The sequence below is a fragment of the Guptibacillus spartinae genome (assembly GCF_028610625.1).
In the GTDB taxonomy this organism is placed as follows: Bacteria; Bacillota; Bacilli; order Bacillales; family Guptibacillaceae; genus Guptibacillus; species Guptibacillus spartinae.
Map to the genome: position 1 here is coordinate 129,700 of NZ_JAQQWU010000003.1, position 13,290 is coordinate 142,989.

Annotated in this window: 15 protein-coding genes; all 15 read left to right on the forward strand. The window is 36.0% G+C overall.

Annotated elements, in window-relative coordinates; all coding sequences use genetic code 11:
* The first annotated feature begins 43 nt into the window (after window positions 1-43).
* The 15 genes from PQ511_RS07345 to PQ511_RS07415 are packed head-to-tail and all read left to right on the forward strand — an operon-like array spanning window position 44 to window position 13,271.
* A complete protein-coding gene (locus PQ511_RS07345) occupies window positions 44-1,198 on the forward strand; it encodes a glycosyltransferase family 4 protein (protein WP_273851256.1) in 1,155 nt (384 codons plus the stop codon).
* A complete protein-coding gene (locus tag PQ511_RS07350) occupies window positions 1,183-2,334 on the forward strand; it encodes a glycosyltransferase family 1 protein (RefSeq protein WP_273851257.1) in 1,152 nt (383 codons plus the stop codon). Before PQ511_RS07345 ends, PQ511_RS07350 begins: the two co-directional genes overlap by 16 nt.
* Window positions 2,297-3,193 (forward strand): glycosyltransferase family 2 protein, encoded by an 897-nt coding sequence (locus PQ511_RS07355; protein ID WP_273851258.1) that lies wholly within the window; start codon window positions 2,297-2,299, stop codon window positions 3,191-3,193. Before PQ511_RS07350 ends, PQ511_RS07355 begins: the two co-directional genes overlap by 38 nt.
* A gap of 29 nt (window positions 3,194-3,222) precedes the next feature.
* Window positions 3,223-4,296 carry an EpsG family protein gene (locus tag PQ511_RS07360; RefSeq protein ID WP_273851259.1) on the forward strand — a complete coding sequence of 358 codons (1,074 nt, stop codon included), beginning with the start codon at window positions 3,223-3,225 and terminating at the stop codon, window positions 4,294-4,296.
* A gap of 29 nt (window positions 4,297-4,325) precedes the next feature.
* Window positions 4,326-4,490 (forward strand): YwzD family small protein, encoded by a 165-nt coding sequence (locus PQ511_RS07365; RefSeq protein WP_273851260.1) that lies wholly within the window; start codon window positions 4,326-4,328, stop codon window positions 4,488-4,490.
* A 9-nt stretch (window positions 4,491-4,499) separates the two neighbouring features.
* On the forward strand, window positions 4,500-5,099 hold the full coding sequence (locus PQ511_RS07370; protein ID WP_273851261.1) for a sugar transferase: 600 nt from the start codon (window positions 4,500-4,502) through the stop codon (window positions 5,097-5,099).
* A gap of 1 nt (window position 5,100) precedes the next feature.
* Window positions 5,101-5,739 (forward strand): acetyltransferase, encoded by a 639-nt coding sequence (locus PQ511_RS07375; RefSeq protein ID WP_273851262.1) that lies wholly within the window; start codon window positions 5,101-5,103, stop codon window positions 5,737-5,739.
* A gap of 22 nt (window positions 5,740-5,761) precedes the next feature.
* Window positions 5,762-6,892: an aminotransferase class I/II-fold pyridoxal phosphate-dependent enzyme gene (locus PQ511_RS07380; RefSeq protein ID WP_273851548.1), complete on the forward strand. Its 1,131-nt coding sequence runs from the start codon at window positions 5,762-5,764 to the stop codon at window positions 6,890-6,892.
* A gap of 24 nt (window positions 6,893-6,916) precedes the next feature.
* Window positions 6,917-7,264 (forward strand): helix-turn-helix domain-containing protein, encoded by a 348-nt coding sequence (locus tag PQ511_RS07385; protein ID WP_273851263.1) that lies wholly within the window; start codon window positions 6,917-6,919, stop codon window positions 7,262-7,264.
* 12 nt (window positions 7,265-7,276) lie between these two features.
* Window positions 7,277-8,431: a glycosyltransferase family 1 protein gene (locus tag PQ511_RS07390; protein ID WP_273851264.1), complete on the forward strand. Its 1,155-nt coding sequence runs from the start codon at window positions 7,277-7,279 to the stop codon at window positions 8,429-8,431.
* Window positions 8,403-9,581, forward strand: a complete 1,179-nt coding sequence (locus PQ511_RS07395; protein ID WP_273851265.1) for a glycosyltransferase — start codon at window positions 8,403-8,405, stop codon at window positions 9,579-9,581. The genes PQ511_RS07390 and PQ511_RS07395 overlap by 29 nt, the downstream gene beginning before the upstream one ends.
* Window positions 9,582-9,591: 10 nt before the next feature.
* Window positions 9,592-10,620: a glycosyltransferase family 2 protein gene (locus PQ511_RS07400; RefSeq protein WP_273851266.1), complete on the forward strand. Its 1,029-nt coding sequence runs from the start codon at window positions 9,592-9,594 to the stop codon at window positions 10,618-10,620.
* Window positions 10,617-11,819 carry a CDP-glycerol glycerophosphotransferase family protein gene (locus PQ511_RS07405; RefSeq protein ID WP_273851267.1) on the forward strand — a complete coding sequence of 401 codons (1,203 nt, stop codon included), beginning with the start codon at window positions 10,617-10,619 and terminating at the stop codon, window positions 11,817-11,819. Before PQ511_RS07400 ends, PQ511_RS07405 begins: the two co-directional genes overlap by 4 nt.
* Window positions 11,806-12,222 (forward strand): FAD synthase family protein, encoded by a 417-nt coding sequence (locus PQ511_RS07410; protein ID WP_273851268.1) that lies wholly within the window; start codon window positions 11,806-11,808, stop codon window positions 12,220-12,222. Before PQ511_RS07405 ends, PQ511_RS07410 begins: the two co-directional genes overlap by 14 nt.
* A 32-nt stretch (window positions 12,223-12,254) precedes the next feature.
* The gene (locus PQ511_RS07415; protein WP_273851269.1) at window positions 12,255-13,271 is read left to right on the forward strand and encodes a phosphotransferase family protein; all 1,017 of its coding nucleotides are present in this window, start codon (window positions 12,255-12,257) and stop codon (window positions 13,269-13,271) included.
* Window positions 13,272-13,290: the final 19 nt, after the last annotated feature.

A 13,290-nucleotide genomic window follows, 5' to 3' on the forward strand; every position in this document is an offset into this window, starting at 1 on the left:
GATGTTCTTTATTAAGAATGATCTTTGAATAGGAGGTGCGTATATGCCCGCTAAAAAAGTGTTGTTTTGTGCAACGGTTGATTATCATTTTAAAGCTTTTCATTTACCGTACTTAAAGTGGTTTAAAGAAGAAGGATGGGAAGTTCACATTGCGGCAAGTGGGGAACTAAAATTGCCTTATACGGATCGTAAATTCAACATACCAATTCAGCGATCTCCTTTCCAAATGAAAAACATTGAAGCGTATAAAGAACTGAAAAGAATTATGGATGAAAATCACTATGATATTATCCATTGTCATACTCCCATGGGAGGGGTGCTTTCAAGGATAGCTGCTAGAAAGGCAAGATCACAAGGAACGAAAGTGATTTATACAGCGCATGGATTCCATTTTTGTAAGGGTTCACCACTATTAAATTGGCTTGTGTATTATCCTATTGAAAAGAAGTTGGCAAATGAAACAGATTGGCTCCTCACGATTAATCAAGAAGATTACCAACTTGCATTGAATCGTTTTAACGCAACTCAAGTGGAATATGTGAAAGGTGTTGGGATTGATACCAACTCCTTCACGCCACTTATAGAGGAAGAAAAAAGAAAACGAAAGCAATCATTTGGATACCATCCAGATGATTTTTTATTGTTTTATGCAGCAGAATTTAATCCGAACAAAAATCAAAAGTACTTACTAGAGGCACTAGCCCTATTGAAAGAAAAATTACCAAGGGTGAAATTATTGCTTGCAGGTAAAGGGCCACTTCTTCAAAGTTGTCTAGCTCTAAGTCACACGCTTGGTATAAATGAGTATGTTGATTTTCTTGGCTTTCGAGACGATCTGAAAGAATTAGTTCCAATGTGCGATATTGCTGTTGCATCAAGCTTACGTGAAGGTTTACCAGTTAACATTATGGAAGCCATGTCATGTGAACTGCCAGTTATAGCTGTTGACAATAGAGGACACAAAGAGCTAGTTGTATCTGGGAAAACGGGCTGGCTCGTTAAATCCGAAAGTCCAGAGCAGTTAGCAGCTAAAATCAACGATCTGGCAATGGATGAAGTGACTAGAAGAGCGTTTGGAAAAAACGGGAGAAAAAGAATACTTAACGATTTTAGCGTAGATCAAATCCTCCAGCATAAAAAGATGATTTACACCTCATGTATACAGGAAACGGAGGAGGTAAATTGGGCACTCCAGTAAGAGTTCTTCATGTTGTCGTGAATATGAATCGGGGCGGAGCAGAAACTTTGATTATGAATTTATATCGTAATATTGATCGATCAAAGGTTCAATTCGATTTTCTTACTTGCAAAGAAGGTGTATTCGACTCAGAAATAAAAGCGATGGGTGGAAAAATTCACCGTATTCCTTATGTCAGTGATGTAGGTCATAGGGGATATGTAAGAGGGCTTAATCAGTTTTTTCATCGTCACTTTTATTACCAGATTGTTCATTCGCACCTGGATAAAATGAGTGGGCTTGTGCTTAGGGCCGCAAGGAAAGCTAGTATCCCGAATCGGATTGCACATAGTCATAATACGAGTAGTGAAGGAGGGCAAGTAACTAAATTTTATAAGTGGTACGTAGGGCTACTTATCGATAAAAATGCGAATCATTTATTCGCATGTTCCCTGCTTGCAGCAAGATGGCTATACGGTAGTAAATCTAGAAGTAGCACGATAATAAAAAATGGAATCGAGTTTGAGAACTTCTCTTTTTCTAAGGAAATTAGGAAAGAAATAAGAAAAGAATTAGATATAAGCAATGAGACATTTGTGCTTGGTCATGTCGGTCGCTTTGCGAAGCAAAAAAATCATCATTTTCTTATTGAGGTTTTTAGTGATTTTGTGAAAATCAAAAAAGATTCTCTTCTACTATTAGCGGGCGATGGCCCATTACGATCTGAAATAGAAAGAAAGGTGAAAAAGTTACGTATCGAAAAGAATGTTAAGTTTCTTGGTATTCGTAGTGATGTTAACCATGTTTCGCAAGCTTTCGACGTATTTGTATTTCCATCTTTTCATGAAGGCTTACCCGTTACATTAATTGAAGCACAAGCTGCTGGCCTGACCTGTTTCATTTCAGATAATATAACCACTGAAATTGATTTAGGAATGAAGTTGATTCATCAACTTTCGCTTGACGACAAAACTAGTTGGGTCGATCATTTATTGACCTTTTCGGAGAAGTCGACTTCTCGATATCAATCGCCACTTGTCTTTACATTGAAAGGTTATAACATCCTTCAATCAGCCAGACAGCTGGAAGAGAATTACTTAAGAATGGGGGGAGAAATGAATGAAGAAATTAACCATCTTCACCCCAACGTACAATAGAGCTTATTGTCTTTCTAATTGCTATGAGAGTTTAAAAAGACAAACAAACATGGGTTTTATCTGGTTGATTATCGATGATGGTTCAACTGATGAAACTGAGGAATTAGTTTTTAAATGGATGGAAGAACGTGCAATAGAAATCCTTTATATTAAGCAGGAAAATCAGGGGATGCATGGCGCACATAACACCGCTTATGAAATCATTGAGACAGAACTAAATGTTTGTATTGATTCAGATGATTTTATGCCTGATGATGCGGTTGAGAAAATCTTAACCTTTTGGGATAAATATGGCAGTAATGAAGTTAGCGGGATAATAGGCCTTGATGCCTACACGGATGGAAGTATCATAGGAACAAGATTACCTAAAGGTTTAAAAAAATCAACGCTTTTCCAACTTTATCAAGAACATAAAGTGACAGGCGATAAAAAAGTCGTTTATCGAACAGAATTAACTCGAGATTTTCCCTATCCACTTTATAAAGGTGAAAAATATGTCGGTTTAGCGTATAAATATTATAAGCTCGATCAGTATTTTGAGATGATTTTATTAGATGAGGTACTCTGTTATGTAGAATATCTGGAAGATGGTTCCTCTCATAATATGTTTAATCAATATAGACGAAACCCAAGAGGATTTGCCTTTTACCGAAAAGAACTAATGAAGCTACCTTTTGCCAATTCTTTATTTAAATTCAGACAGGCAGTTCATTATGTTTCAAGTAGTATGATGGAAAAGAATCCGAATTATTTACGAGAAGCACCATCCAGAGTTATGACGCTAAGCGCTACACCTTTTGGAATTGCTTTGTATTTCTATATCATGTTTAAAACTAGACATGTAAAGACGACTACGTAATCAATTATTGATTTGAAAGGAATATCCTTATGACGATTCTATGGATGACACTTGCCATAGTTTTTCTTTTTGGTTATTTTGCAAGATATGCTTCTGCTACCGTTATTACACATGGATATTCGCATGTTATTCGTCCAAGTAAGTTGTTCATACTTGGATCTATGCTAACTCTAGTTACGGTCGCCGGCTTAAGGTCCAACATTGGCGACACCTTCAATTACGTTAATATTTATGAAGAAAATACGTTTACCTGGGAGTATGTCCTAAACCATAAAGATATTGGCTTCGGGATTCTCCAAATGATCCTAAAAGCAATATCCAAAGACCCACAAATTATGATTTTCACAACAGCACTATTCACAAATGCTCTTATTGTCATTATTCTTGCTATCTATTCAAAAAGGATTGAACTCAGTCTATATGTTTATATTACCGGCGGACTTTTTCTAGTATCGATGAATGGAATTCGTCAGGCGCTCGCAGGAGCTATTGCTTTTACAGCTACGAAATATTTAATAGAAGGAAACTTTATTAAATATTCGTTGATTGTCGTGTTAGCATCCTTTATTCATCAGAGTGCACTCATTTTACTTCCCATTTATTTTGTTGTTCGATTTAAGCCATGGTCGAAGGCGACGATCGCGTTATTAATCCTTTCAATTATTATTGTTATGGGGTTTGGAAAGTTTTCTTCTATTCTTTTTTCAGCCATTGAAGATACTCAGTACGGAGGGTACGAAGATTTTGATGAAGGGGGGGCAAGTAGTCTAAGAGTTATTGTCATGGCAGCACCTTTAATTATTGCCTATCTTGGAAGAGAAAAGCTTAAGAGATTGTTTCCAAAAAGTGATGCCATCGTGAATATGACTCTGCTGAGCGTCGTGTTTATGATTGTCTCAACCCAAAGTTGGATATTTGCTAGATTCACCATTTATTTTGGACTCTATCAACTCATTCTGATTTCCTGGATTGTCGACCTCTTTAAGCAACGTGATCAGAAGGTCATTTATTATGGAATCCTTGTTTGCTATCTTGCTTATTATTATTACGAAAATGTAATCAGCTTAAATATTATTTATAAGAGCAATTTCTTAACTTGGTGATAATAAATCATAATGAAGGAGAGAGTTATGTGGGAGCACCACTGAGTATTACACAGGAAAAGCTTCAAGAAGTCTTATTGCTAGCAAGAGATAAAGGGAATCTAGACGGAGATTTATCTGCTTCACTTCTAGTAGAGGAGATTAAAGACAATCTTTTATCTTCTAGTATGGTCAACTTGAAAGAAACACCTTAGGTTAGCGAGATGAAGCGATTAATAGATGTAGCAGTCTCAACAACTTTACTCGTTGTACTATCGCCGATCATAGGCGTTTTAAGCCTAAAGGTTAAGAAAGATATGGGAACACCAGTCATCTTTAAGCAACAAAGACCCGGACTAGATGAGGAACCATTTCTTTTATGTAAGTTCCGAACGATGGAGAATTTAACCGGTGAGAATGGCCATTTACTTTCTGATGAGCATCGCGTGACTAAGGTTGGAAAGTTTCTCAGAAAATATAGCCTTGATGAACTACCTCAGCTTCTCAATGTGTTAAAAGGTGAAATGAGTCTAGTAGGACCGCGACCTTTGTTAATGGAGTACTTACCCCTCTATTCAGAAGAACAAAAGATTCGCCATCAGGTGAGGCCAGGCATGACAGGGTGGGCACAGGTGAACGGAAGAAATGCAATCACGTGGGAAGAAAAGTTTAAGCTAGACAGCTGGTATGTGCAAAACCAATCCATGCTACTAGATTTAAAAATTTTATTACTTACGATTATTAAGGTCGTAAAAAAAGAAGGCATTAACCAGCAAGAAGAAGTACCTATGGAAAAATTCAAAGGATCGAAAGAAGTGATTTGAAATGGACGTTATCGTAATTGGTAATGGCGGTCATAGCAAAGTTATTCAAGACATGATCCGATCTCTTCATTATAAAATCATTGCGATTCTTGATAGCAAGTACATTGAACATAAAATAGAATGTGAAGTTAATTATGCTCCTATTGAGTCGATTGATGAATACTTAACACCTGAGGTAAGAGTTGTAATTGCCATAGGCAATAATGCTGCAAGAAAAAAGGTTTCCAATCAATTATCTCTTCATTCAGAACAGTACTTAACTGTAAAGCATCCATCTTCTGTTGTAAGTTCAACCGCATTTATTGGAGCTGGGACGGTAGTCATGCCAAACGCGGTCATCAATGCAAACTCAATAATTGGTGATCAATGCATTATCAACACGGGAGCCATTATTGAACATGAAAATAAGGTTAATAATTACAGCCACGTGTCACCTAACGCAACGCTAACCGGGAACGTGATAACTGGTGAAGGCGTACATATAGGAGCATCAGTTACCGTCATACCTGGTATATCAATAGGAAACTGGTCTGTTATAGGAGCGGGAGCAACAGTGATTGAAGATATTCCAGCCTTTTCAACGGCTGTTGGATGTCCTGCAAAAATCATAAGAAAAGGTGGTGATGTGATTGCACAATAAAATCTATCTTTCCCCGCCTCACATGTCAGGAAATGAACAGAAATATATTCAGCAAGCATTCGATTCCAATTGGATCGCCCCATTAGGAGCTAATGTCGACGCTTTTGAAAAGGAAATAGCCACTTACGTAGGAGCCAGTGATGCCATCGCAGTCAGTTCAGGAACTGCAGCAATTCACCTGGCTCTTTCTTTATTAGGGGTGAGCAGCGGGGATCAAGTTTTCTGTTCAACGTTAACGTTTGTCGCTAGTGCTAACCCAATTCTCTATCTAGGAGCAGAGCCTGTTTTTATTGATTCAGAACCTGATACATGGAATATGTCTCCCAAGGCACTTGAACGAGCTTTTGTAGATGCTGCTAGAGAACAGAGACTTCCAAAAGCAGTCATAGTCGTTCATTTATATGGTCAAAGTGCCAAAATGGATGAAATTCTTAACTTGTGTAATCGGTACGAAGTACCGGTCATTGAAGACGCTGCTGAATCACTTGGCTCCACTTATAAAGGAAAAGCGAGTGGTACTCTAGGTAAATTCGGGGTTTATTCCTTCAACGGGAACAAAATCATTACGACATCAGGTGGAGGGATGCTTGTTTCAAATGATCGACATGCCATTCAACAAGCGCGTTTCCTTGCTACTCAAGCACGTGATCAAGCTCACCACTATCAGCATAGTCAACTGGGTTATAACTACAGAATGAGTAATATACTTGCTGGGATTGGTAGAGCGCAACTGGAAGTCTTAAATGAACGTATCGCTTCAAGGCGTAAGGTGTTTAATACTTATCTTCAGGAATTAGGTGATTTATTAACCGTTAACTTTATGCCTGAGATGTTAAATACAATGTCTAATCGATGGTTAACTGCACTAACGATTAATGAAAATGCTTTTTCCACAACTAGTGAGATTTTAGAAATTATGAGAAACCATAACATTGAAGCAAGACCGGTGTGGAAACCACTTCATCTTCAACCTTTATATCGTGGTGCGAAGTATTATCCACACAAGGAGAAGAGTCACGTAGCGGAGAGGCTATTTTGGTCAGGAATTTGTCTTCCTTCTGGCTCTAACCTGTTGGAAGGTGATCAAATGTATATTATCGATAGTTTTAAGAAAGCTCTTCGTATGAAAGAGCCAGTTAGGGAAATGGTATGAGTCAGAAATGAAGAGGTATATCATATGATAGGACAAAATATTCTTAAAATTCGAAAGTCAAAAGGGCTTACGTTATCAGAGCTTGCTGAAAGGGCAAAGGTTTCTAAATCATATCTGAGTAACATTGAAAGAAACCTTAAACAAAATCCTTCTATTCAGGTTATTGAGAAACTGGCTTATGTTCTAGATGTAGAGCTGAATGTATTGCTACATGAAGATGAAAAGAGACCTAATTTATCAGAGCAAGAATGGGTCGCTTTTGTAGAAGAGTTACGGAAATCTGGTATTCGGAAAGAGCAGTTACGCGAGTATAAGACAATTTTGGAGTTTATTAAGTGGCAGAATGAAATATGTAAATTAACAAAAAACTAAAGGGGGGAGGGAATGAAGGAGAAGTTAAAAATCTTGCATGTTGTAGGTGCGATGAACAGAGCAGGTACCGAAACGATGCTAATGAACATTTATAGAAATATTGATCGGACTAAGGTTCAATTTGATTTTATTTCTTATTCAAATTATGAGTCTCATTATGATAAAGAAATCATTTCTCTTGGTGGACGAGTGATTAAGCTTTCAAGAACTTCATCTATAAAAGAACTATATAAAGTAATGAAAGTTAATGGTCCTTATCAAGCCATTCATTCACACACACTTTTTCATTGCGGTATTGCTAACGCTGCAGCATTATTAGCAGGTGTGAAGATAAGAGTATCACATGCGCATACGACAGTAGATGATAGTAATTCGATTATTAGGAAAGTATATATTAAAGTAATGCGTGTCATGATCCGCTCTTTCTCCACCCATTTCCTAGCTTGTAGTAAAGGAGCTGGGAATTATTTATTTGGGGAAAAATTAATAAATAATAAAAGGTATGCCTATTTCCCCAATCTTATAGACTATGAGCCTTTTTTAAAAGAACCTCGGTCAAAAGTAGCCTCTTTCAAACTACAAGAAGGGCTAGGCAACAATATTGTGGTTGGTCATGTTGGAAGATTTATTGAGGCAAAAAATCAACTGTTTCTATTAAAGACATTGAATGAACTTCTTATAAGGAATAATAATGTAAGACTTTTATTGGTAGGAGACGGTGATTTAAAGGTTGAGATTCAGAAACAAGCCGAAGAAATGAGTCTTTCAGATAAAATCTGTTTCACAGGGATTAGAGAAGATATTCCAGTAATGATGCACAGCATGGATGCATTTGTTCTACCATCACACTATGAAGGATTGGGATTAGTACTTCTCGAAGCACAAGCTGCTGGTCTTCCGTGTATTGTTTCTGAAGCTATTCAGCCTGAAGCTGATTTGAATATTGGGAAAATGACTTCTTTGTCACTAGAGCAGTCGCCAGCAGAATGGGCAGAAGAAATATTAAAAGCAGTAGGTAAACAAAGACTAGATTCAAAACAAGTAGAAGAAGGGTTTAAAGAAAATAATTATACGATGCAAGCAGGTATAACTAGACTCTCAACTTTATATAAAGTTGACGAAACAGGAGGAGGGATTTATGAAGAAAGTCTTAATCGCTTCCTTTGATATGGAGGTGGGGGGAGTTGAGAGAAGCTTAATTGGAATGTTAAATCACTTTGATTATGATAGCTATAAAGTGGATTTAATGCTGTATAGTCACACCGGTGATTTTATAAATCTCATTCCCGAAGGCCCTACCCTTCTAAAAGAAAAGAAAGCATATAAAACTTTTCGAATGTCAATCGGCGAAACGATCAGATCAGGTAACCTGCCTGTTGGAATGACACGATTGTATTCAAAGTACAAAGCGAACAAGAATCAGTCACAAGAAAATGGATACAAGCAGATGCAATACATGTGGAAGTATTCGCTCCCACTTTTACCTCGGTTGGATCGTGATTATGACGTGGCAATCAGTTATTTATGGCCACATTATTTCGTTGCAGAAAAAGTAAAAGCTAAAACGAAAATTGCATGGATTCATACAGATTTTTCTACTGTTGATACGGATGTTAAGTTGGATCTAGATAATTGGAAAAAATATGACTACATTGTAGCTGTTTCTGAACAGTGTAGGACAGCTTTTACAAAGAAATACCCTACTCTTAAACAAAAAGTGTTGGTGTTAGAGAACATTACCTCACCTGCAGTAATTAGAGGATTGGCAGAAGAAAAAGTCGAAAATCCAATGAAACAGGACTCCAGATTCAAAATCGTTACTGTAGCACGCTTTTCATATGCTAAGGGAATAGATCAAGCTGTACTTGCAATGAAAAAATTGATAGAAAGAGGTTATACAGATATTGCCTGGTATGTTGTTGGTTACGGTGGGGATGAAAAAAGCATAAGAGAATTAATCAGAATTCATAGGCTTGAAGATCAGTTTCATTTACTCGGTAAAAAAATAAATCCTTATCCATTTATAAAAGAAGCAGACCTCTATGTGCAGCCATCAAGATATGAAGGCAAGGCTGTAACAGTGAGGGAAGCGCAAATTCTTTCAAAACCAGTCCTTATCACAAACTATCCAACGGCATCCAGTCAGGTTCGAGATGGAATTGATGGAAGCATTTGTGAACTAACTTCTGAAGGAATTGCTGAAGGAATTGAAAATTTGTATCGAAATCAGATAGTAAGAAAATCACTTGCTTATCATTGTGAAAGGATTGATTTTAATAACAATCAGGAGCTCCAGAAGCTTTACAAACTAGTTTAGGAGAAACCTTATGTATCCAAAAGTTAGCGTGGTCGTTCCTATTTACAAAGTAGAGAAATACATTCATCGGTGTGTAGATAGTATTCTAAAACAAACGTACAGGAATTTGGAAATCATCTTAGTGAATGATGGCTCTCCTGATCGATGTGGGGAAATTGCGGAACGCTACAAAGCAAAAGATCATCGAATTAAGGTTATTCATAAAGAAAATGGTGGATTATCAGATGCTAGGAATTATGGTATGAAACACGTCAGTGGAAAGTACACTATTTTTGTGGATAGTGATGATTGGTTGGAAAAGAATATGGTTGACTATATGGTGACTTATAGTCAGAAGTACGAAGCCGATGTCGTGCAATCGGCTTTTTATTATGCCTATGATGACAAACTCTTGCTTGATAATCGTCAAATTCCTGCAGATGAATCTCCGTTAATCATGAATAACAAGCAGTTGATGCAAGAGCTTGTTGTGAACGAAAAAGTGAAGAACTTCGCATGGGGGAAACTCTATAGGACAGATTTAATTAGAGATATTAAGTTCCAACAAGATGTTTTATTTGAAGATATTTACTGGGCTTGCCTGGTGATGCAGCGAGTAAACAATTTCTTATTAACGTACAAACCTCTTTACAACTACTATCAACGTAACGATAGTATCGTTTCAAACTATTCAATACGGAATCTCGATTTGATTAAAGGGCTTCGAGAAAGGCACGTCTTCATTGAAAAGTACTACAGTGAGCTGATTCATGAGTCGTATAAAGCGATACTAGAAGCGAGTTTAATTCATTACAATTTATTAGTTTTAAAAAGGAAGCTGGATAGGGAAGGGACATACAAAAATGAAATAAAGGGATATGTCTATAAGAATCGTCATTATCTCAAGGATGCAGTTAAGGGGGATAAACAATTAGCTAGGCAACTGAATTTATTTCTTCTAAGTCCTTATTTGAATATTACCTATCTTGCCTTTAAAAAAGCATTAAGGAAGCTGAATCTCCTTTCGCAACCGGAGGGATTAATAAGAATTGAGCAATGATAAGAGGAGAAGAAAAACAAATGATGAGCCTACTAAAGAAGTTGGTTACTAATTTGATTATCTATATTTTTTGTTGTCTTCCAATAAAGCATAATAAGATCATTTTTTTTAGCTATTATGGCAGCCAATATGGAGGAACTCCGAAGTATATTTCTCAGTACATTCAAAAAAACTATCCATCAGATCGTTTTGATGTGGTCTGGGTATTCTATGACCTATCCTCTAAACAATATTTAAAGGGTGTTAGGAAGGTTAGAACAATGTCGCTCAAATATTTTTATGAATTATGTACAGCGAAAGTGGTTATTACAAATTATCGAACGACAGAGCTGTTTAAAAAAAGAAAGAATCAGTATTATATTCAAACATGGCACAGTTCTTTGCGATTAAAGCAGATTGAAAAGGACGCAGAAAAAACTCTCCCAGCTCATTACATTCGAATGGCAAAAAAGGATTCTTTGAAATGTGACTTGTTGTTGGCTGGATGTAAATACAGTACAGAGATTTTTAATCGAGCGTTCTGGTACAATGGGGAGATTTTCGAACACGGTACACCAGGAAATGATTTGTTGTTCGAGAGTGGAGAAGATAACAAAAGAGAAATCTATGAAAGATTAAACATTCCTAAACACAAAAAAGTATTCCTTCATGCCCCAACATTTCGAAAAGGTAACAATCTAGATGTATATGACGTCAACTACGAGAGTCTAGCACGTACATTAGCTTCAAAATTTGGAGGCGAATGGATCATTTTAGTAAAGCTGCATCCGCATCTCGCCTCAAAATCGAGTGAAATCATTTCTGATCGAAATGTAATGGATGTTTCCTCTTTCGATGATATTCAAGAATTATTATTAATAGCGAATGTACTACTTACCGACTATTCTTCTTTAATGTTCGATTTTTCGATTACGAATAAACCATGTTTTTTATTTGTTCCTGATATAAAAGAATATACAAGCCAAGATCGTGGCTTGTATTTTGAATTAAAAGACTTACCTTTCAATACCTCTATTAATCAAACCAATTTAGAAGAAGAAATAAGAGAGTTTGACCATGACAAATACAAACGTGATATAGAGAATTTTTTAAATCGAGTAGGCTCTTTTGAAAACGGAAAGGCGTCTGAGCAGTTGGTAAAAAGAATTGAAGAGGTTTGTTTCAAAAAGACAAGGAGTGAAGTGGATGAAGCAGTATAAAATAGGATACACGACAGGGGTTTTTGATCTATTTCATGTAGGGCATCTCAACATTCTAAAAAAAGCAAAAGAGCAATGCGATGCGCTGATCGTAGGAGTAAGCACAGATGAACTTGTGATGGAATATAAAAAGAAATTACCTGCTATTAATCATAAAGATCGGATGGAAATAGTAGAAGGAATTAAATACGTTGACTATGTTGTTCCCCAAACAAATCAAGATAAATTCATGGCCTGGGAAGAATTGCAATTTGATGTCTTATTCCATGGAGATGATTGGAAGGGGAGCACATTATTTAACGAGTTAGAAAGTCAGTTTAATTTAGTTGGAGTAGATATTGTTTATTTTCCATATACAAAGAATGTTTCTTCTACGTTGGTGAAAGAGAGAATTAGGTTATAACTAGCTGTTGATATGGTGAAGGGGTCGCTTTAATGCACAAGTACATTAAGTTAAATGATCAATTAAGTATAAACAAAGATATGTCTCTGTTTAAGTTAAGTAAATTATTATTTAATTGTAAACCGTTGATGCCTAAGAATCCTTTTAAAAGGTTGGTTGTATTACTAAATTATATTCGTAACGCCTCGAAAGAAAGCCAGTTAACTTTTTCACTTCCAGGAGATATTATCTTAAAAGTGAATGACGTTAACTATAAAATAATTAACTATAATAATGACGTTATCTATACTGTGGTAAGTGAAAAAAATGAAGAAGTCATTGATAATATCTTAAAGTTTAATAATGATAGTCAAATGTATGAAAAGATAATAGATGTTGATAAAGAAAGGAGAATTATAACAGGTAAATTCTATAATGGCCATCATCCTGATCTAACTAAATACAATAGAAAGTTAACAAGAAAAATGAACCAACTTTTTTTAAATCTAATCTCAGAATCGGAATTAAAGGTTGTTGATATTAAAAGTTATTCTGCCTCATTATTAAATGATATTGAACTGATTTTAGATAAGAACTCTACCATTATTGATGAATGGCATATCAACTATATCAAAGAATTTGCAACAAAAACGTACAGTGCTGTTATCAAAAGTGGATCGGAGAAAACAATACCTCTTACTTTAAGCCATGGAGATATAAAAAGAGATAACATAATAAGCTATAAGAGTAAACTTGTTCTAATTGATTGGGAATTTTGTGCTTATCGCTCTCCAACATTTGATATTCTAAAATTCATATCGAGGTTCTCCCCAGATAATAAAATATCCTATTGTGTTTTACTTAGTAAAATTAAGATATTAAATCAGACACCCCGTAAGAAGTTAGAATCCGAAATTGAAATATATTTAGATCAGAATACCTTTACTCATCTTAACTTGTATTATTTAGAAGATATTTTACTAAGATTAAGGCAATTTGAGAAGAGAGATTTTGCTGCTGACGCCACAAAAATTATTAAAAGTATTGAAAGAGGAATCAAGTACTACTGATATGATATAAAGGGGGCGA

Bases quoted from the DNA above. Each gene is read 5' to 3' on its own strand.
- PQ511_RS07345 (WP_273851256.1), top strand. From the start codon at position 44: ATGCCCGCTAAAAAAGTGTTGTTTTGTGCAACGGTTGATTATCATTTT.
- PQ511_RS07355 (WP_273851258.1), top strand. From the start codon at position 2,297: ATGAAGAAATTAACCATCTTCACCCCAACGTACAATAGAGCTTATTGT.
- PQ511_RS07360 (WP_273851259.1), top strand. From the start codon at position 3,223: ATGACGATTCTATGGATGACACTTGCCATAGTTTTTCTTTTTGGTTAT.
- PQ511_RS07370 (WP_273851261.1), top strand. From the start codon at position 4,500: ATGAAGCGATTAATAGATGTAGCAGTCTCAACAACTTTACTCGTTGTA.
- PQ511_RS07375 (WP_273851262.1), top strand. From the start codon at position 5,101: ATGGACGTTATCGTAATTGGTAATGGCGGTCATAGCAAAGTTATTCAA.
- PQ511_RS07380 (WP_273851548.1), top strand. From the start codon at position 5,762: ATGTCAGGAAATGAACAGAAATATATTCAGCAAGCATTCGATTCCAAT.
- PQ511_RS07385 (WP_273851263.1), top strand. From the start codon at position 6,917: ATGATAGGACAAAATATTCTTAAAATTCGAAAGTCAAAAGGGCTTACG.
- PQ511_RS07390 (WP_273851264.1), top strand. From the start codon at position 7,277: ATGAAGGAGAAGTTAAAAATCTTGCATGTTGTAGGTGCGATGAACAGA.
- PQ511_RS07395 (WP_273851265.1), top strand. From the start codon at position 8,403: ATGAAGAAAGTCTTAATCGCTTCCTTTGATATGGAGGTGGGGGGAGTT.
- PQ511_RS07400 (WP_273851266.1), top strand. From the start codon at position 9,592: ATGTATCCAAAAGTTAGCGTGGTCGTTCCTATTTACAAAGTAGAGAAA.
- PQ511_RS07405 (WP_273851267.1), top strand. From the start codon at position 10,617: ATGATAAGAGGAGAAGAAAAACAAATGATGAGCCTACTAAAGAAGTTG.
- PQ511_RS07410 (WP_273851268.1), top strand. From the start codon at position 11,806: ATGAAGCAGTATAAAATAGGATACACGACAGGGGTTTTTGATCTATTT.
- PQ511_RS07415 (WP_273851269.1), top strand. From the start codon at position 12,255: ATGCACAAGTACATTAAGTTAAATGATCAATTAAGTATAAACAAAGAT.